Genomic DNA, 20,975 nt, shown 5'->3' on the forward strand with positions numbered 1-20,975 from the left:
TCGCTGGCTTCGGGAGTTGCTCATGGCCGAACGGATCTGTCCCGCCTCTTGCGAACAGGAACGGATCTGGTTCGCCAGCCAATTCGAACCGAATTCCCCGGCGTACAACATCTCGGCGGCAATGACGTTGCCGCCGGTCGCATTGCCGCCGGAAAACATCGAAGAACTGCTCGCGACCGTGACCGCCCGGCACGAAGCCTTGCGCACGTCGCTGGCCGCTGACGAACACGGCGTGCTCCACCAGACCATCCACGACGAGGTTGTCCTTGACGTCGAGCACGTCGACCTGCGCGGGCACGCCGAGGCCGAGGCGGCTGCGCGCGAATTGCTGCGAGAGCTGAGTCTTCGGCCACTCCCCCTGTATCGCGCGCCGCTGTGGCGTGCGGTGTGCGTGCGCCTGTCCGACGCGGACTACTGGCTGCTGTTCGTGGTGCATCATGCGGTCTTCGACGCGGCGTCGAGCGTGCTGCTGCAGGCTGAACTGGACGAACTGTGCACCGCAGCGGCGGCTGGGCGACCGGCGGAGCTGCCCGAACTGGCGACGCAGTACGCCGACTACTCGGTGCAGCAGCGCTCCGCTCCCGGGGATCAAGAGCGGCGGCTGGCGTATTGGCGCGATCAGCTCGCCGAACTGTCGGACTTCCTGCCCACGGATCTGCCCCGGCCCACCGTCCCAGGACACGAGGCTGCGGCGGTGCCGTTTCGCCTGCCAGAGGGGTTCATCGACCGCGTGACGGCAGTCGGGCGCGGCCTTCGCGCGACGGCGTTCATGGTGCTGCTGGCCGCACATCACGTGCTGCTGGCGCGGATGTCGGGCAGCGCGGACGTGGCCATCGCGGTGCCGACCTCCAGCCGGGACCGGCAGACGAGGTCGGTGATCGGGATGTTCATCGACACGGTCATCGTGCGGGTCGCACTGCCTGCCGAGCTGACCTTCGCCGAAGCGGTCTCGCGGGTGCGGGACGCGCTCTTCGACGGGTTGCGGCACAAGGGGATTTCGTTCCAGGAGATCGCCGAGAAGTTCAGCGCCGGCGCCGCGGACCGGTTCGGGCGGCTGTCCCGGGTCGCGTTCAACTACGTGCCGTCGTCGGGACACGAGTCGATTCACAACGGGTGGGCCCGCGCCGATCTCGCACTTGAGCTGTCCACTGTGGACGGATGGGTGCTGTACCGGACGGATCTGTTCCAGCGCCGCAGCGCCGAGGCGTTGACCCGGCGGTATCTCGGCTTGCTGACCGCGGCCCTGGACGCGCCGGAGACGCGGCTGCGCGACCTGCCCCTGCACGTCGACGGTGAGCTGGCGGAGGTGCTGACCTGGAGCACCGGAGAACCCTCGGCTACGCCAGAACAGTTGCCCGATCTGCTCGCCCGCCACGCCGAGCACGCGCCACAGCGCCCGGCGGTCGAGGCTGCCGACGCCACGTTGTCCTACGCCGAACTGCACGAACGTGTCGAGCACCTGGCCGGGGTGCTGGCCGCGCGCGGGATCGGTCCGGAGCACGTCGTGGCGATCGTCGTGCCGCGCTCGGCGGCCTACCTGACTGCTGTGCTGGCAGTGCTTCGCGCTGGAGCCGCGTTCGCCCCGATAGACGCCGCCACCCCGCCAGCGCGGATCGCGACCCTGATGGCGAACACCACGGCGGTCTTGGCCACGTCGTCCACAGTGGACCTGCTGCCGACGGGAAGCGACCCCGTCGTGCTGGACGCGCTGGACGGCCTGCCTACGTCGGCGGTGGTCGGTCAGGCGCTTCCGGACAACGCCGCCTATCTGCTGCACACCTCGGGTTCGACCGGCGAACCGAAGGGCGTCGTGGTCGCGCGCGGGTCGTGGGCACGGCTGGCGGCGACCTGGGCGGAGCGGCTGGGACTGACCGGCGAGTCGCGGATCGCGCAACTCGCCTCGGCGGCCTTCGACGCCTCCGTGGCCGAGATCGGCGCTGCGCTGGTCGCCGGGGCGACGCTGGTGATCCCCGAGGCTCCGACCGCCGGCGAGGACTTGGCGAAGTGGCTGGACGATCAAGCCGTCACCGAACTGCTGCTCACTCCGACGGTTCTCGCCAGCCTCCCGGAAGGATCGCTCCGCAGCGTCCGGACAGTGTTCGTCGGCAGCGAGGCGTGCCCGACGGAGCTGGCGACGCGATGGCACACGGACGGACGGCGGGTAGTCAACGCCTACGGCCCGACCGAGGCAACCGTCAGCGCGACACTCTGGGACTTCGAGCCCGGCATCGAGACACCGACCGTGCCGATCGGCCACCCGCATCGGGGTGCGCAAGTGTACGTGCTGGACGCGGCGCTCAAGCCGGTTCCGCCGGGCGTGACCGGGGAGCTGTATCTCGCGGGTTCCGGCGTCGCCCGGGGTTATCTGGGCCAGCCGGACCGGTCGGCGGAGCGGTTCGTGGCGTGTCCGTTCGGGCCGCCGGGGGCGCGGATGTACCGCAGCGGCGACCTCGCGAGGTGGGGCTGCGACGGGCGGCTGGAGTTCCGGGGCCGCGCCGACGACCAGGTCAAGGTGAACGGGATCCGGGTCGAGCCGGGCGAGATCGAGGCCGCTCTGCTCGCGCGGCCGGACGTCGGGCACGCGGTCGTCGTGCTCCGCGAAGGACGGCTCGTCGGGTACGCGACCGGGTCCACTGTGGACACGGACGCGGCGCTGGCAGACCTCGCGCGCCGTCTGCCCAGCGGGTTGGTGCCTGGTGCATTGGTCGTGGTGGAGTCGATTCCGTTCACCCGCAACGGCAAGCTCGACCGGAGCGCGTTGCCCGCGCCTGCGGTGCCTGCCGCTCCGCGCGGAGAGGTGTCCGGCACGGTCGGGCTGATCTGCCGGTTGTTCGCCGAGGTGCTCGGGCTGGCCGAGGCTGGGCCGGACGACAGCTTTTTCGCGCTCGGCGGCGACAGCATGTCCTCGATCCGGCTGGTGAACCGGGCGCGCAAGGCGGGTCTGGCGTTCTCGCCTCGGGACGTGTTCCGGCGGCGGACCCCGGCCCGGATCGCCGCTGCCATGGCCGAGAAGCCGCCGGAGAAGCTGGCGCGCGAGGTTTCCCGCGTCGTGGAACGGACGTTGGCGGACGTTTTCGCCGAGACCGTGCGACGGCATCCGGAGGCTGCGGCGCTGGACGACGGAACCACGGTGCTGAGCTACTCCGCACTCGCTGAGCATGCTGGCGCGCTGGCCGAGCGGCTGCGCGGGCACGGGGTCGGCGCGGGCGATCGGGTCGGGGTGCGGGTTCCCTCCGGCACGGCTGAGCTGTACGTCGCGATCCTCGGCGTGCTCCTCGCCGGGGCGGCCTATGTCCCGGTGGATGCCGACGACCCGGACGAGCGCGTCGAGCGGGTCTTCGCCGAGGCTGGCGTGAAAGCTGTCGTGCGGCAAGGCAGCCGGGTCGAGGCGCGCTCCGCGGCCAGGAGTCGGGCCGACGGCGAGGCTTGGGTGATCTTCACGTCCGGCTCCACCGGGCGGCCGAAGGGTGCAGCGGTCCCGCATTCGGCTGCGGTGTCCTTTGTGGACAGCGAGGCACGGCTGTTCTGCGCTGGTCAGCCGCTCGGGCCGGGCGATCGGGTTCTCGCCGGGCTGTCGGTCGCCTTCGACGGGTCCTGCGAGGAGATCTGGCTGGCGTGGCGCAGCGGCGCGTGCCTCGTCCCGGCGGCCCGGGAGGCGGTCGAGGGGCCTTGGCTGCGGGAGCGCGGGATCAGCGTGGTCTCGACGGTGCCCGCCCTCGCCGCCGCGTGGACGGCGCAGGACCTCGAATCGGTGCGTCTGCTGATCTTCGGCGGCGAGTCGTGTCCGGCGGATCTGCTCGACCGGCTCGCCGGGCCGGACCGGGAGATCTGGAATACCTACGGGCCCACGGAAACCACGGTGGTCGCGACGCTGTGGCGGCACCGGCCCGGTCGCGCGACGACGCCGACGGCACCGATCGGCCGTCCCCTGCCAGGTGTCGCCGCGCACGTGCTCGACGCGCGACTGCGGCCCGTGGAGCCGGGCGAACCCGGCGAGCTGTACCTGACCGGGGCGGGGCTCGCCCGTGGCTACACCGGCCGTCCGGAGTTACCGGCAGTGCGGTTCGTGGCTTGTCCGTTCGGCCCGCCAGGCGCGCGGATGTACCGGACCGGAGACCTGGTCCGCGAGGACGCCGACGGCATCCTGCACTTCTGCGGGCGCGCTGACGAGCAGGTCAAGATTCACGGCGTGCGGATCGAGCCCGCCGAGGTCGAAGCGGCCCTGCGCGCGGATCCGGCGATCGGTCGTGCGGCGGTCGTCGTACGGGAGGACGAGCCGGGCCGGCGGCGCCTCGTCGGCTACGTCGTGCCCGCTCCAGCGTCCACAGTGGACGTCGAGGGCGTGCTGACCGGGCTCGCCGCGACCCTGCCCGGCGCGTTCGTCCCGGCTGACCTCGTTGTCCTGGACCAGATCCCGACTACCCGCAACGGCAAGACCGACCTCGCCGCCCTACCGGCCCCAACCCGGTCCGCGACGACCACGAAGCGCGCGACGACCTCCACAGAGCAACTGCTCTGCCAGGTGTTCGCCGAGGTGCTCGGGCTCGCCGAGGTCGGCGTCGACGACAGCTTTTTCGCCCTCGGCGGGGACAGCCTGCTCGCGATCACGCTGGTCGGCCGGGCGCAGGCGAAGGGGGTCCGCTTCACGCCGCACGAACTGTTCCTGCGCCGCACCCCGGCCCGGCTCGCGCGGCTGGCCGGCGACCGCCGCACGCCCGCCGACTTCCCGCTGGCGCAGCTCAACCAGCCCGAGATCGACGATCTGCTCCGCGACTACCCGGGCCTGGTCGACGTCCTGCCGCTGACGCCGCTGCAGCAAGGTCTGGTGTTCCACGGCAGCTACGACAGCGACGAGAACTACCGGGTCCAGCTGGCACTCGACGTGGACGGCGACCTCGATCCGGACCGCCTGCAGACCGCACTCGACGCGCTGGTCCGCCGCTACCCGAACCTCGGCGCGGCTTTTCCGGCCACCGGCGACGGTCGCCTGGTCCAGGTGATCCCGGCGCACCGTCCGCCGCACTGGCGCGAGGTTTCCTCGGCAGAACACGAGCGGATCTCCGCCGAGGAACTGCAGGCGCCGTTCGACCTTGCCCGTCCGCCGCTGCTGCGGACCGCGCTGGTGAAGCTGGGCGAAGGCCGGTCGCGGCTGCTGCTGACGCTGCACCACGTCCTGCTGGACGGCTGGTCGACGCCCATCGTCATCCGCGAACTGCTCGCGCTGGCCACCGGTGCGAAGTTGCCTCCCGCCGCGGACCACCGCGATTACCTGCGCTGGCTGGCGGAACAGGACCACGCGGTCGCGGCCAAGGCGTGGGTGCAGACGTTGCGGGATCTCGACGGGCCGACTCTCGTGGCCCCGCCGCGCTCGCGCGCTGTCCGGCCGGAGCTGGTCAGCGCCCGGCTGCGGACGGAGGTCTTCGCTGCGCTCCGGGAGCGGCTGCGCGAGCTGGACCTGACGCTCAACGCCGCGGTGCAGTCGGCGTGGGCGGTTCTGCTCGGCAGGCTCACCGGCAGAAACGACGTCGTGTTCGGGACGACCGTTTCCGGGCGTCCGGCGGACCTGGAGCACGCGGACCGGATGGTGGGGCTGCTGATCAACACGATCCCGGTCCGGGTGCGGTGTTCGCCGCACGAGCCGCTGGCCGGGCTGTTGCGGCAGGTCCAGGACCAGCAGGCGGACCTGCTGGAGCACCAGTTTCTCGGTCTCGCCGACATCCAGCGCGCGGCCGGGCACGGGGTGCTGTTCGACACCGCGACCGTGGTCGAGAGCTACCCGGACATGGGCGGGCTCGGCCGTACCGGCGAACTGGCGGTGACCGGGTTCGGCAGGCGGGAGTCGACGCATTACTCGCTCTACCTCTACGTGATTCCCGGCCGCGAGCTGACGGTCGAACTCGCTTACCGGCCGGACGTGCTCAGCGCGGACACCGCGGCGGAGGTCGCCGAGAGCTTCCTCAGCCTGCTGACGGCGATCGCTAAGGAGCCCGCGCAACCGGCGGGGGCGGTCCGGCTGCTGACCGACGACCGTGCCCGGGCATTGCTCGCCACCGGCGTCGGTGCAGCTTCGGGAGCACGGGCGTTCGATCCGATCTCGGCTGGCACGGACCGGATCGCGGTACGGGACGCGGCGGGCCAGCTCACCTACCGCGAACTCGACGCGGCGGCGAACCGGTTGGCGCACTTGCTGATCGAGCACGGCGCGGGTCCGGAAAGGACAGTCGCGGTGGCGATACCGCCGTCCGCTTCGTATCTGACGGCGCTCCTCGCGATCACTCGCGCAGGCGCGGCCGCGTTGCCGCTCGACTTGAACCATCCCCCGCAGCGCCGACAGTTCATGGTGGAAGACTCCCGCCCGCTGCTGACGCTCGGAACCGCGGCGACCCTCGACGGCGTGCCCGGCCCGCACCTCGTCCTGCCCACCACGATCGACCAACCCGGCACCCGGCCCGTTGAACGCGCGATGCCGCAGCATCCGGCTTTTCTCTTCTACACGTCGGGTTCGACCGGCACGCCGAAGGCGGTCGTCACCACGCGTGCCGCGGTCGCGAACGCCGTCGCTGCCTTCGTGACCGGTTACCGCCTCGACGAGGACGCACGGATGGCGCACACCACGTCGGCGGCGTTCGACATCTCGGTGGCGGAGCTGTTCGCACCGCTGGCCGCGGGCGCGACCGTAGTGATCCCGGATCCCAGCGTGCCGCGCGCCGGGGCCGGACTTGGCGATTGGCTGAGCGAGGCGGAAGTCAGCCACGCGCAGCTCGTGCCGACGGTCCTGGGCACGATTCCGCCCGAATCCGCTGTCGGGCTGACCACGGTGATCGTCGGCGGCGAGGCGTGTCCCGGCGAACTGGCGCAGCGATGGGGCGAAGGCCGCACGGTCGTCAACGCCTACGGTCCGACCGAGGCGACGATCTGGGCGACCCTGTGGGACTACGAGCCCTCCGACACGGCCGTCGCCGCGATCGGCGAGCCGATGCCGGGAGTGCGCGTGCTGGTGCTGGACTCGGCGCTGCGCCCGCTCCCGCCGGGGATCACTGGCGAGCTGTACCTGGCCGGAGACTGTCTCGCCCGGGGTTACGGCAACCGGCCCGCACTGACTGCCGAACGCTTCACGGCTTGCCCGTACGGTCCGCCGGGCGCGCGCATGTACCGGACCGGCGACCTCGCGCACTGGGATTCCGACGGCACATTGCATTACGACGGCCGTACCGACGAGCAGCTGAAGATCAACGGCGTCCGGGTGGAGCCGGGCGAGATCGAAGCGGCTCTTCTGACGCATCCGGCCGTCGAGCAAGCCGTGGTGATCACCGTCGAGAAGCGCCTGATCGCTTACGTGGTCCCGGAAATCGACGCGGCGGACGTTCGGGAGCATCTCGGCCGGATGCTGCCGCAAGCCGTGGTGCCGGGTGCGGTCGTCGGGCTCGGCGAGCTGCCCCGGCTGGCCAACGGCAAGGTCGACCGTGCCGCGCTTCCCCGCCCGAACCGCCCCGAATCCCGTCGCCCGGCCGACGCGCGGGAAGAGACGTTGTGCCGGATCTTCGGCTCGGTGCTCGGCATGACCGGCGTCGGCGCCGACGACGGGTTCCTCGATCTGGGCGGGGACAGCATTTCCGCGATCCAGCTGGTGGCGCGGGCGCAGGCCGCCGGTCTCGGGTTCACGCTGCGGGAGGTGTTCCGGCACGGCAGTCCCGCCGGGCTCGCCGCGGTGGCGCGGGTCCGGGCCGACGTCGAGCTTGGCGGCAGGGAGGTGCCGCTGACGCCGGTGATGCACTGGCTGACCGAGACCGGCGGCGACATCGACCGGTTCAGCCAGTCGGCGTTCGTGCACACCCCGGCAGGACTGACCGAGGCTCGGCTGTCGGGTGCGCTGGAGCAGGTCCTCGCGCGGCACGACATGCTCCGGATGCGGTGGGTGCGCGGGACGATCGAGATCCAGGCGAGCGCTGGGAACTGCCTTCGCCGAGTTGATGCCACCGGCCCGAACACCGACGCGCTTATCCAGGCAGAAGCCGCCGCAGCGGGCGCATCACTCGCGCCGGAGCAGGGAGTGATCGTCCGTGCGGTCTGGTTCGACGCCGGGCCTGACCGCCGGGGCAGGCTGCTGCTGATCGTGCACCACCTGGCCGTCGACATCGTCTCCTGGCCGATCCTCCTGTCGGATCTCGCCGCCGCCTGCGAGGCCCCGGACACCCCGTTGCCGCCCGTGCCCACGTCCTTCCGCGCCTGGGCTACCCGGCTGCACGAGGAAGCCCGGTCCGCGCGGCGGCTGGCAGAGCTGCCGTACTGGAACTCGGTCGTAGCGAACACCGGTCCGTCGATCACCACGGGAAGCCTGAATCGCGAGCGAGACACCTTCGGCACCGCGACCCACCACACCGTCTCCCTGCCCGTGGACACCACCCGTGCCGTGCTCGGCTCGGTGTGCGCTGCCTTCCACGCCTCGGCGGAGGACGTCCTGCTCACCGCGCTGGCAATCGCGGTCGCCGATTGGCGGGAGCGCAACGGCCTGCCGCGCGCCGCATTCCGGGTGGACGTCGAGGGGCACGGCCGCGCGGACCTCGACGAGGCGATCGACCTGACCCGCACCGTCGGCTGGTTCACCAGCATGCGTCCGGTGCGTCTCGACCCCGGCCCGCTCCGGTGGGACGACGTCTGGTCCGGCGGCGCCGACGCGGGCGCGTGCCTGCGGCGGGTCAAGGAGCAGGTCCGCTCCGCCCCGGGGCAAGGCCTCGGCTACGGACTGCTCCGCTACCTCAACCCGGACACCGCGGACAGCCTCGCCGCCGCCCCCGCCGCCCAGATCGCGTTCAACTACCTCGGCCGGTTCACCCCGTCCGCCGAAGCCGACTGGGCTCCGGTGACCGACTACAGCGCGCTGACCGCCGAGGTCATCACCGGCGGTTCCGGCAACCGGCAGCCGCTGGGGCATCCCCTGCTCGTCGATGCCCACGTCACCGAAAGCCCCGACGGCCTCGTCCTCGGCGCGACCTGGACCTGTGCACCGGCGCTGCTGTCCGAAGAGGACGTCCGGGATCTCGCGGAGAGCTGGACCTGGGCCGTGACCGCGTTGGCCGACCACTCCCGGACTCCCGGCGCTGGCGGGCACACGCCGTCCGACTTCCCGCTGACGCCGCTGCGTCAGTCCGATGTGGACCGAATCGCGGCGGAGTACCCCGGCTTCGTCGACGTTCTCCCGCTCACGCCCTTGCAACGCGGCTTCGTGTTCCACGCCAACCTCGACGGAGCCGACGCTGACCGCTATCGCCTGCAGCTCAGCCTCGATCTCACCGGTGCGGTGGATGCTTCACGGCTGCGGGCTGCGGTGGCCTCGGTGCTGGAGCGACATCCGCACTTGCGCGCGGCGTTCCCGACGGTCAGTTCGGGCGAGCCGGTCGCGGTGATTCCGGCGACGGCGGAGCTGGAGTGGACCGATCTGCGTGACAGTGACGCGGCGGAGGCAGCCCGGCCGTTCGACCTCACCAAGCCGCCACTGCTGCGGGCGCTGCTGGTGCGGCTGCCCGACGGACGGAACCGGCTGGTGCTCACCTATCACCACGTCCTGCTGGACGGATGGTCGATTCCGCTCCTGCTGGACGAGATTCGCCGCGCATACGCCGGAAACCGGCAAGCATCGGTGGTGGAACTGCGCGACTACTTCGACTGGCTCGGCGAACGCGACCGCGAGGCGGCCGTCGAGGCGTGGCGGTCTTCCCTGGACGGTCTCACCGGTCCAACGCTGGTCGCCGACCGCCGCGCGACCGCTGATCCGGTCGAGCTCACGACTGCACTGTCCACTGAGGACTACGCGAGGTTGTCGGCGCGGCTGCGGCAGCTCGGCGTCACGCTGAACACGGTCGTCCAAGCCGCCTGGGCGATTCTGCTCAGCGAGCACATCGGTCGCGCGGACGTCGTGTTCGGCACCACCGTGTCCGGGCGTCCGCCGGACCTGCCCGCGGCGGGCGAGCTGATCGGCCTGCTGATCAACACGCTCCCGGTGCGCGTCCGGCTGGCCGCCGACGAGCCGCTCGCCGAGTTCGTGCGGCGGCTCCAGCGGGAACAGGCCGAGCTGTTCGCGCACCAGTACCTCGACCTCGCGGAGATCCTGCGCCTCGCCGGGCACGGCGAGCTGTTCGACACCGCCACCGTCGTGGAGAACTACGCCGGCGCCAAGGAACTTCCCGGCGCTCTCTTCACTGGGGTCAGCGGGCGGGAGTCGACGCACTATCCGCTCGACCTGACCGTCCGTCCCGGCGCGGAACTCGGCGTCCGGCTGGCTTACCGACCGGATGTGGTCGACCCGGTGACGGCGACCGAGCTGGCCGCGCGCTTCCGCCAGCTCCTGCTGACGATCGCGGCCGAACCCGATCGGATCCTGCGGCCGACGCGGACCGTCGCGGAGTGGTTCGGCCAGATCGCCGCGCGCTACGCGGACCGGCCCGCTGTCTCCGATGCGCGGGTTTCTTACACCTACGCGGAGTTCGACGCCGCGGCCAACCGGCTCGCGCACCTGCTGATCGCCCACGGCGCGGGGCCGGAGCGCGTCGTCGCCGTCGCGGTGCCGCGGGGAGCCGATCACGCGCTGGCGATCGTGGCGGTGCTCAAGTCCGGGGCGGCGGTGCTGCCGGTGGACACGGCTTACCCGGCCGAGCGGATCCGGTTCATGCTCGCCGACGCGCAGCCGGTGCTGACCCTGGCACACGAGGAGCTGGACACGCCGCACCTCAACCTGGCCGATCCCCGCACCGCCCTTGCCAGCCAACCGGAAACGGCACCGGAGGTCGAACTCCGGCCGCTCAACCCCGCGTTCGTGCTGTACACCTCAGGTTCGACCGGGACTCCGAAGGCGGTGTCCGTCCCGCACGCGGCGGTCGCGAGCATGGCTGCCGCGCAGATCGACGGGTTCGCTCTCGACGCGGACTCGACCGTCTCCCAGTTGTCGTCGCCGAGCTTCGACGCGGCGATTTCCGAACTGTGCACGGCATTGCTGTCCGGCGCGCACCTGGTGTTGCCTGGCCCGGACGTCATCCTGGAGGGGCCTTCGCTGGCCGAGTGGATCACTGAACACCAGGTCACGCACGTGCAGCTCGCTCCGGCGGTGCTGGCGACTGTCCCGGCGGAGAGCCTGCCTCGGGTGCGCACGCTCGTGGTCGGCGGCGAGGCCTGTCCGGACACGCTGATCGAGACGTGGGCACGCGGCCGCCGGATGGTGAACACCTACGGCCCGGCCGAGGCCGCCGACACCGTGACGTTGTGGCCCTGCTCCCCCGGTTCCGGCCGCGCCGTCGCGCCGATCGGCCGCCCGATCCGGGACACCGAGGTGTTCGTGCTGGACTCGCGGCTCGCTCCGGCGGCCCCGGGCACGGTCGGCGAGATCTACGTCGCCGGTCCCGGCCTCACCCGGGGCTACCTGGGCCGGCCGGGGCTGACCGCGGAACGGTTCACCGCGTGCCCGTTCGGCCCGCCCGGCGCGCGGATGTACCGGACCGGCGACCTGGGCCGCTGGGACGCGGACGGGCTCCTGCACTACGAAGGGCGGGTCGACGACCAGGTCAAGGTCAACGGGATCCGGATCGAGCTGGGCGAAGTCGAGGCTGCCTTGACCGATCACCCGGACGTCGGGCAGGCCGTCGTCGTGCCGGACGACGGACGGCTGATCGGCTATCTCGTGCCCGCGCCCGGCGCCGCGGTCGATCCCGCTGCGGTGCGGGCCGGGCTCGCGGCGCGGCTGCCGGTCCATCTCGTGCCGGCCACGTTGCTGGTGATGGCGCAGATTCCGCGTACGGCCAATGGGAAAATCGACCGCGCGGCGCTACCGAGGCCGAGCGCGCCCCAGCAGGCACTTCCGGTAGCGAGTCGGGCTCCGCGCACCCCGCACGAGCGGATGCTCTGCGAGGTATTCGCCGACACACTCGACCTTCCGTCGGTCGGCGTCGACGAGGATTTCCTTGCGCTGGGCGGGCATTCGCTGCTGGCAATGCGGGCGGTCGCCCGGATCCGGGACCTGCTCGGCGTCGAACTCGCCGTCCGTGAGCTGTTCGATCATCCGACCGCCGCCGGGCTCGCCGCACGGGTGGAGCAGGCTCGGCCCGCAGTGTCGGCACCCCTGGAGCGTCGACAGCTTCCAGATCGGATCCCGTTGTCGCACAGTCAGTTCCGGTTCTGGGCACGGGATCAGCTGCACGGGCCGACGGCCACGACGGTGCTTCCGCTCGCCCTGCGGCTGCCGAAGCCGGACGAGCCTGCGCTGACCGCCGCGCTGGCCGATCTCGTCGCGCGGCACGAATCGCTGCGGACCGTCTACGACGTGCACGAAGGCCAGCCGTATCAACGCATCCTGCCCCCGGCACCGCCTGACGTGCGACGGCTGACCGCCGGTGACCTGGATCAGGTGCTCTCGGCCGCAGCGGCCGAACCGTTCGACCTCACGCGTGAGCCGCCGCTGCACGTTTACCTGGTCACTGGCGCCGAGCCGATTCTGCTGCTCGCGCTCCCGCATGTCGCCGCGGACGGCTGGTCGCTGGACGTGCTGTCCCGCGACTTCCGTCAGGCCTACTCCGCTCGACGCGCCAGGGTGTCGCCCACGTGGCCGCCGCTTCCGGTCCGTTACGCGGATTACGCGGTGTGGCAACGTGATCTGCGCGTCGAGGAGCAGCTCGACCACTGGCGATCCACGCTCGCCGGGCTGCCCGCGGAAATCCCGCTCCCCGCCGACCGGCCGCGACCGGCCATCCGGACCGGGCGAGGCGGGACCGTGCTCGGCCGCTTCGACGCCGACCTGCGTGACGGCCTGACCGCGGTGGCCCGGGAATGCGGAGCGAGCCTGTTCATGGTGCTGCACGCCGGTCTGGCCGCTCTCCTCACCGGTCTCAGCGGTGCCACTGACCTGCCGCTGGGCACGCCGATCGCCGGCCGTCCGCGTCCTGAGCTGGACGATCTCGTCGGCTGTTTCGCCGACTGCCTGGTGCTGCGCACGGACACCGCCGGAGACCCGTCGTTCCGCGATCTGGTAGCGCGGGTGCGCGAGGTGGACCTGACCGCGTACGCCAACCAGGACGTGCCCTTCGACCGGCTGGTGGCGGAGCTGGGCGCGCGGACGCCGGACCGGCATCCGTTGTTCCAGGTTCAGCTGGCTCTGCAGGACCTGCCGGTCGGCGCGAACCGGGGCGACGAGCGTCCGGTCGCCATCGGCACCGACTCGCACGACCACGACCTGTACCTGGAGTTCCAGGAGGCCCGGACGAACAAACTGGACGCCTACCTGCACTACTCCAGCGACCTGTTCGACCGTGCCACCGCCGCCGGGCTGCTCGACAAGCTGCGGACGCTGCTCACCGCGGCCGTCGACGCGCCCGACGCGCCGCTGTCCCGGCTGGGGTTGTCGTGACGCATCTCTGCATGGTGAATCTGCCGTCGCACGGGCATGTGCTGCCGAGCCTGGAGGTGATCCGGGAACTCGTCGCGCGCGGGCATCGGGTGAGCTACGCGAACGATCCCGCTTTCGCCGACGTCATCACCGGTGTCGGCGCTGACTTCGTTCCGTATCGGTCGACTCTTTTGTCCTATTTGGACGGGCGCGCGGAATGGCCGTCTGACGAGATCGCGCACCGGGACTTGTTCCTCGACGACGCGATCGCGATGACGCCACAGCTGCGGGCGGCATTCGAGGACGATCGGCCGGATCTGGTCCTCTACGACCAGGGCGTGGGCGCGGTGCGTGTGCTGGCCGAACAGTGGCGGGTGCCGCACGTGATGTTCTCGCCGAACTCCGTTCCCGACCGCGGCGACGACGAACTCCTGCGCGAATTCGAGGAGCGACGGCGTGATCCGCGCTTCTCCGTCCATTACGGACGGTGGGCGGAGTGGTTGCGCGACAACGGAATTCCGTCCGGCTATCTGGGCCGTCCGGCGCGGGAACTGGCTCTGATCCCTCGGGTCCTGCAACCGAACCCGGACCGGGTGGATTCTCGGCGGACCACCTTCGTCGGCCCCTGCTTCGGTTCCCGAGCGGAGGCGTGGCAGCCGCCTGCCGGAGTGGAACGGGTGCTGCTCGTGTCGCTGGGGTCGACGTTCACCGGCAAGCCCGGCTTTTACCGGGAGTGCGTCGCGGCGTTCGGCGACCTGCCCGGGTGGCACGTGGTGCTGCAGATCGGGAAACACGTCGATCCGGCGTCGCTCGGCGAGTTGCCCGGGACGGTCGAGGTGCGGGATTGGGTGCCGCAGATGGCCGTGCTGGAGAAGGCCTCCGCGTTCGTGACCCATGGCGGGATGGGCGGGTGCGTGGAGGGGTTGTTTCACGGCGTGCCGATGATCGCGGCGCCTCAGGATCCGTACACCGATCAGCCGGACAACGCGGACGTCCTGGTGCGGCTCGGGGTCGGGCGCCGGATCGATCCTGGCCGGGCGACTGCCAGGGCGTTGCGGGAGAGTCTGCTGGAGCTGGTCGGGTCGCCGCAGGTCGCGGCTCGGCTGGCGGAGGTCCGTCGGGAGCTGATGGCGGAGGGCGGGACCAAGCGGGCTGCTGATCTGATCGAGGCGGAGTTGGCGGGATGAGAGGTTCTGTCCACATAGGACAGTCTCAGGCCAGGCAGCGCAGGTCACTCGGCCACCCACCCGGGCCGGACCAGACCGGTTTCATAGGCGAGCACGACGAGCCCCACCCGGTCCCGCACCGATAGCTTGCCCATGATGCGCGACACGTGCGTCTTCGCGGTCAGCGGGCTAACCCGCAACCGGTCCGCGATGTCCGCATTGGACAGTCCCGTTCCGGCCAGCGCGAGGACCTGCCGTTCCCGTCCGGTCAACGCGGAAAGCGCCGCCGCTGCCGACGGAACCGGCTTCGTGCGGGTGGCGTATTCCGCGATCAGCCTGCGCGTGACGCCGGGGGCGAGCAGCGCGTCCCCGGCCGCGGCGGCCCGGACGCCGCGCACGAGATCGTCCGGTTCGCTGTTCTTCACCAGGAATCCGGCCGCGCCCCGGCGCAGCGCCTCGAAGACGTACTCGTCCAGGTCGAAGGTGGTGAGCATGACCACGCGCGTCCCGCCGCACCGCGGGTCGGCGGCGATCCGGCCGGTGGCGGCCAGCCCGTCGAGGCCGGGCATGCGGATGTCCATCAGGACGACGTCGGGCCTCAGTTCTCGCACCAAGTGAAGCGCGGTCTCGCCGTCGGCGGCTTCGCCGGCCACCACGAGGTCCGGGCAGGTCTCCAGCAGCACCCGGATGCCCGCGCGCACGAGCGCTTGATCGTCAGCGAGAACGACCCGGATCGAGCCGGTCACCGGACACCGCCGACCGGCAAAACGGCCGCCACCCGATACCCGCCACCGGGAACCGGGCCCGTTGTGAGCACGCCACCGAACGCCACGGCACGTTCCCGCATCCCCGGCAACCCGTTGCCACCTCCCGAAACTCCGCCCCGAGGACGACCCCCGCCATCGTCCGTCACGGTCAGCTCGAGCCGGTCGTCGGCGCAGGACAGGCGGAGTCCGACGGTCGCGCCCGCACCGGCGTGCCGGATCGCGTTCGTGACCGCTTCCTGGGCGATCCGGTACGCGGCCTGGTCCACCGGGACGGGCAACGACGGCAGCGCGTCCTCGATCTCGGTCGCGACGCGCAGTCCCGCCGCGCGCGCTCCGTCGAGCAGTTCGGCCAGGTCGCCGGGTTGGGAAAGCCGGGGGCTCGGGCGGTACGGGACGTCGCCGGAGTCGGGTGCGCGCAGCGCGTCCAGCACCGCGCGCACCTCGCCGAGCGCGGAGTTTCCCGCGTCCTTGATCGCGGTCAGCACCTGTTCGACGGCTTGCGGATCGCGCGGGAGCAGGGCGAGCCCCGCGTTGGCCTGGACCGTGATCAACGCCAGCTGGTGAGCGAGCACGTCATGCAGATCGCGCGCGATCCGGAGCCGTTCGTCCCCGGCACGGCGCAATGCCTGTTCCCGCCGGGTCCGCGCTTCCCCGGCTAGCTCGGCCTCGCGGGCTCGGCGTGCCTGACGCCGGACCCGGACGAGCTCCGCGGCTACGGCCAGCACGAGGAACCACGCTGCCAATCCGACCGCCGATCCCACGCTCGGCGAATCCCAGCCAGGCACCGGGACGCTGACGGCCAGCGCATAACCGGCGGCCAGCACCGCGTAGGCGACCGGGCGGCGGCCGAGCACCACCGTGGCGGCGAACATGAGGACCAGCGGCAGGAAGACCGGCGCGGGCACCGTGCCCAGCAGCAGATCCGCGACGTACATGGCGAAACCGGTCAGCAGCGCGAGCGTCGGGCGGGTCCGCCACCATGCCACGGCCGCACCGGCTACGGCGGCCGTCACCCATCCCGGCCACGAGCCGTGGGCGGCCGCCGCAGCCGCTGCGGCGACCACGGCGAAAGCCAAGGCCAGCAACGCATTCCCGCCGCCCGGCAGACGGCGGGCCGCGGTTGCTCGACCAGATGTCACCAGGCCATCGTCCGCGTCTTGAGGTGCTGGCGCGTCCGTCCGGAAGCGCATTTCCCGCTACGCTCCCGGACGTACTCCCGCGGGAGCAGGCCGAGATACGCCTCCGAAGCGACGCGCATCAACTGCGGACCGCCGCATGATCCCTGCCATGTCCACCACCACTACCGAATTCCGCGTCCGCACCGGCGTACTGGCCGCAGTGTCCTATGTGGTCTTCTTCCTGGCGTCCCTCGTCTTCCCGGGCCTGCTCGGGCAGAACCGAGGCGCGTCCATCGTCACGCCGTACTCGACCAACTCCGAAGTAGCGGCCTACCTCGCCGCGACCAGCCACGGCGGCGTCCCGATCGCCGCGTTCTGCCAAGCCGTCAGCGGCCTTGCGCTGCTGGTCTTCGCAGGCTGGTCAGCCAGCTACCTGCACTGCCTCGGCCGCGATGCCCATGCCTCGCTTGCCCGCACCGCCGGTACCGCGGCGGGGGTGTTCCTCCTGCTCTCAGCGAGCATCCAATGGATCCTGTCCCTGCCCGGAATCACCGACAATCTCGCCGTCTACCGCGCCGTCACAGACCTGAGCTTCACCACGGGCGCGGCCGTCCAGATCGCCACCATCGGGCTCCTCACCGCCGCGGTCGCGACCGGCGCACGCATCCCGAAGTGGCTCGCCTGGTTCGGCCTAGGGGTCGCCGCGCTTTCCGTGCTGTCGATGCTTTCGCTGCTGACCAAGGGATTCTCGCCGTTCCTGCCGATCGGCCGCTACCTCGGCATGGTCTGGTTCCTCGGCCTCGCCGCGCTCCTCCCGCTGCGGGCGCGTCCGAGGAGCGCGGACCGCTACCCGGCGAACCGGTAGCCGACGCCGCGGACCGTCTCGATCAGGGTCTGTTCCCGCAGTTTGCGCCGGAGCTGCCGGACCACGACCTCCAGGACGTTCGAGTCCGGATCGGCCATCCGGTCCCACGCGTGCTCGATCAGCTCCTTGCGCGGCACCGGCGCGCCGGCGGCGGCCATCAAGCGTTCGAGGACCAGGAATTCCTTCGGGGCCAGGGTGAGCAGCACGCCCGCGCGGCGCACCTCGCGGGTGCCCGCGTCGAGTTCCACGTCGCCGCGGCGCAGGACGGCCGGGCGGGTCCGCGGCGCGGGGCTCAGCCGGCACAGGCTGCGGACGCGCGCGACCAGTTCGGCCATCTCGAACGGTTTGACGAGGTAGTCGTTGCCGAGCTGCAGGCCCGCGACCCGGTCGGCGGTGCTGTCGCGCGCGGTCAGGAACAGCACCGGCACCAGCCAGCCGGACCGGCGCCGGTGCTGCACGTAGCCGAGGGAGTCGCCCGACGGCAGCATCCGGTCGAAGACCACGCAGTCGTAGGCGTTGACGAAGAGCGCTTCGTCGGCGACCGGCAGATCGGCCACCGCGTCCACGGCGAATCCGGCACTGCGCAACGAAACGTCGAGAGCTATCCGCACATTGTCATCGTCTTCGACCACCAGCACCCGCACGAAGCCCAGGTTAGCGGGCGACTGCCGCCTCGATGTCGGCGATGCTCAGGCTCCGCAGTTCCTCGAGCGTCGGCACCCGGCCGAGCAGCCGCAACCGCTGGGACTGCGACTTCCGCACGCCCTCGAACAACCGCCGCGCGTCGCGGGCGTTGCCGAAGTTCTCGTCGCCGGAGATCCGCGCGAAGTGGTCGACGAGCACCGGTTCCGCGGCCGCGTCGAGTTCGTAGTCCTGGCTGGAGACCATCCGTTCGATGATGCCGAGCAGTTCGCCGGGGGTGTAGTTCTCGAACTCGATCGTCTTGCCGAACCGCGACGCGAGCCCGGGGTTGGCGGACAGGAACCCGGCCATCTCCTTCGTGTACCCGGCCACGATCACGGCGACCTCGTCCCGGTGGTCCTCCATCATCTTCACCAGGGTGTCGATCGCCTCCTGCCCGAAGTCGCCGCCCGCCGAGCCCGCCCGCGACAGCGTGTAGGCCTCGTCGATGAACAGCACCCCGCCCTTGGCCTCCTCGAAGATCAGCGCCGTCTTCTCCGCGGTGTGGCCGATGTACTGGCCCACGAGATCGCGCCGCGACACCTCCCGGAACTGGCCGTGCGGCAGCACCCCCAGTGCTTGCAGCAGCCGCCCGTACAGCCGGGCCACGGTCGTCTTCCCCGTGCCGGGCGCGCCGGCGAAGATCAGGTGGTGGCTCGCGCCGCCGACCGGCAGGCCCGCGTTCCGCCGCCATTCGTTGACCTGCAGTTCGTCCACCAGCGAACGCACCTCGGCCTTGACGCGAGGAAGGCCGACCATCGTGTCGAGTTCGGTCAGCAGTTCGTCCGGCGCCCCGCCTCCGGAACCGGCCGGCCCGGTGGGCTCGACCACGACTGGGTTCGCGCCGTCGGCGAGGGAAATGCCCGGCTCCGCGGTGTTTTCCGCGCGGCACTCCTCGATGCTGCCGCCGCATCCGGCCGCGAACGCGATGCCGAAACCGCGCGAGTCCCGGACGGTGCACTGCCGCAGGAGCGGCGAGCTGTGCTGGGCCACGGCGATCCCGTCCGAGCCGGTCCGCGAAATGGCGCAGTTTTCCAACGCTGGGCGGCTGTATTGGTAGACGTACACCCCGCGCAGCCCGCACCCGCTCACGGTGCAACCGCGCAACACCGGCGCGGCCCCCATGCCGATCACGACGCCGTCCCCGGTCACCTCCTCGATGACGGTGTCCACCAGCCGTCCCGGGCTGCCTTCGATCACCACGCCCTGTTCGACCGCTTTCAGCGAGCAGCCGGTCAGCTCGAACGCTGCCGTCCCCTCGATCCGCACCGCGGGCCCGCGTCCGCCGGTGATCAGGCAGCGGCGTACGACCAGCTCCACGTTCTCCGTAGACAGCGCGCCCGACTCGCCCGCGTGCAGCTCGATTCCTTGCAGCGTCAGGGATCCGCCGACCGCGTGCAGCACCGGATGATCCGCTCCGGCGCCGTCGACGATCACCTGCGCCCCGGCCTCCGCCGTCAGCGTCACGTGCAGTCCGGACAGGGCGAGCACCTCGCGGTACCGGCCCTCGGCGACGGTGATCACGGCGTGGGCCGGAGCGACGGAGAGCGCGTCGCCGATCGTCGGGTACGCGCCGGGCCGGTCGGCGACCAGGAGGCGTTGTGCGTTCGTCATCAGCCCGCCTCGGCCATCAGCCAGCCCCGCCCGGCGGCCTTCGCCCCGGCTTGGAACCGGCTGCGCGCGCCGAGCCGGTTCATGATGTCGGCGACCATCCGCCGGACCGTGCGCACGGAGATGTCGAGCCGGGCCGCAGCGGATTCGTCGGTGCTGCCGGAACACAGCAGGGTCAGCAGATCGCGCTCGCGGCGAGTAAGCCCCGCGGCGCCCTCGCGGTCGTCGAGACTCGTCGGGATCAGCGGCACGGCCTCAGGCCAGATCCGGTCGAACAGCCCGGCCGTCGCCGCGACGACGCCGGGCAGCCGGAACACCGCCGCGGCCGAACTCCCGGCCCGGTCGTCCGGCAGCACCGCGGCCGCACGGTCGACGACCAGCGCGTCCATCGGCACGTCGGCCACGGTCCGCACGTCCGGCCCGGCGAGCGCCAGCCCGCCGAGCGCACCGGAGAGCCGGGCCGAATCGGGGCACAGCACGCGGTAACGCACGCCGGGCCGCAACGTCGCCTGGCCCAGCCGGCGCACGACGTCCGCCGGTCCCGGCCCGACGGTGGCGCACATGATCAGCACCTCGCTCGTGGCGGACGTCAGCAGCCCGTCGATTCCGGCCGGTCGCGGCGCCGAACCGCCGCCCGCGACCAGGCTGAGCTTCGCGCCCGTGCCCGGCTGCCGTTCCCGCAGCACCTTCCGCTGCGCGGCAACGAGTTCCGGCCCCGGTTCCCAGCCGAGTTCGCGAGCCAGCAGCTTCCGGGCGTGCTCGAACGCGGCGAGCGCTTCGGCCGGGCGACCGGCTTGCTGCAGGGCCAGCACGAGCCGCGCCCACGCGCTTTCGCGGAGCGGGTCGCGGTCGGCGACCTCGCGCAGCAGCGTGATCGCGTCCGTCGCGCGGTCCGCCGCGAGGTACGCCTCGGCGAGCAGGCACCGGAGCTCGGCGCGCCGTTCCTCCCAGTTCGCCGCCGCGGCCCGTGCGCCGTCGAACTCGAGGCCCTCGAACGGCTCGCCCTGCCAGTGCCCCAGCGCGGCGGACAGCCGCTCGGCCGCGGTCTCGTACTCCGCCTCGGCCAGCGCCGCACGACCGGATTCCGCGAGCGTTTCGACCAGTTCGGTGTCCAGTTCGCCCGGCAGCACCTTGATCCGGTAGCCGCCCGGCCGGCTTTCCAGCCGCTCCCCCACGCTTTGCCGCAGCTGCCACACGTAGCTGCGCAGGTTGCGCAGCGCGGAGGCGGGCACGGCCTGTTCATGCCAGATTCCGGCGATCAGCTGATCGACCCGGACCCAGGCGTTAGCGTGCAGGAGCAACACCGCCAGGAGCGCGCCCGGCTTCGTCGCCCTCAGCTCGATGCGGGTGCCGCTCGACGGGCGCGCCTCGAGCGGACCGAGTAGTTGAAACTGCATGCGC

8 protein-coding genes are annotated in these 20,975 nt (G+C 71.6%); 3 read left to right on the forward strand and 5 right to left on the reverse strand.

Translation table 11 applies throughout. The annotated features are described in order from the left end of the window. The first annotated feature begins 22 nt into the window (after positions 1-22). Positions 23-13,387: an amino acid adenylation domain-containing protein gene (locus ACWDNU_RS15575; protein ID WP_449669307.1), complete on the forward strand. Its 13,365-nt coding sequence runs from the start codon at positions 23-25 to the stop codon at positions 13,385-13,387. A gap of 11 nt (positions 13,388-13,398) precedes the next feature. Beyond that, a complete protein-coding gene (locus ACWDNU_RS15580; protein ID WP_449669308.1) occupies positions 13,399-14,553 on the forward strand; it encodes a macrolide family glycosyltransferase in 1,155 nt (384 codons plus the stop codon). A gap of 44 nt (positions 14,554-14,597) precedes the next feature. Here the strand turns inward: ACWDNU_RS15580 and ACWDNU_RS15585 are convergent, their stop codons facing one another. Both ACWDNU_RS15585 and ACWDNU_RS15590 read right to left on the reverse strand, forming a co-directional pair. After that, positions 14,598-15,278, reverse strand: a complete 681-nt coding sequence (locus tag ACWDNU_RS15585; RefSeq protein WP_449669309.1) for a response regulator — start codon at positions 15,276-15,278, stop codon at positions 14,598-14,600. Next, complete coding sequence (locus ACWDNU_RS15590) at positions 15,275-16,438, reverse strand: sensor histidine kinase (RefSeq protein WP_449669310.1); 1,164 nt, start codon at positions 16,436-16,438, stop codon at positions 15,275-15,277. Before ACWDNU_RS15590 ends, ACWDNU_RS15585 begins: the two co-directional genes overlap by 4 nt. A gap of 148 nt (positions 16,439-16,586) precedes the next feature. On the opposite strand from ACWDNU_RS15590, the gene ACWDNU_RS15595 reads away from it, so the two are divergent. After that, complete coding sequence (locus ACWDNU_RS15595) at positions 16,587-17,282, forward strand: hypothetical protein (protein ID WP_449669311.1); 696 nt, start codon at positions 16,587-16,589, stop codon at positions 17,280-17,282. Here ACWDNU_RS15595 and ACWDNU_RS15600 read toward each other — a convergent pair. Genes ACWDNU_RS15600 through ACWDNU_RS15610 form a run of 3 tightly spaced genes read right to left on the reverse strand, consistent with a single transcriptional unit; the run spans position 17,264 to position 20,971 of the window. Continuing rightward, positions 17,264-17,926 (reverse strand): response regulator transcription factor, encoded by a 663-nt coding sequence (locus ACWDNU_RS15600; RefSeq protein ID WP_449669312.1) that lies wholly within the window; start codon positions 17,924-17,926, stop codon positions 17,264-17,266. The genes ACWDNU_RS15595 and ACWDNU_RS15600 overlap by 19 nt on opposite strands. 10 nt (positions 17,927-17,936) lie before the next feature. After that, on the reverse strand, positions 17,937-19,577 hold the full coding sequence (locus tag ACWDNU_RS15605) for a right-handed parallel beta-helix repeat-containing protein (RefSeq protein WP_449669313.1): 1,641 nt from the start codon (positions 19,575-19,577) through the stop codon (positions 17,937-17,939). Further along, positions 19,577-20,971 carry a BTAD domain-containing putative transcriptional regulator gene (locus ACWDNU_RS15610; protein WP_449669314.1) on the reverse strand — a complete coding sequence of 465 codons (1,395 nt, stop codon included), beginning with the start codon at positions 20,969-20,971 and terminating at the stop codon, positions 19,577-19,579. Before ACWDNU_RS15610 ends, ACWDNU_RS15605 begins: the two co-directional genes overlap by 1 nt. Positions 20,972-20,975 lie beyond the last annotated feature (4 nt).

Source organism: Amycolatopsis sp. NPDC003676, from assembly GCF_053587275.1.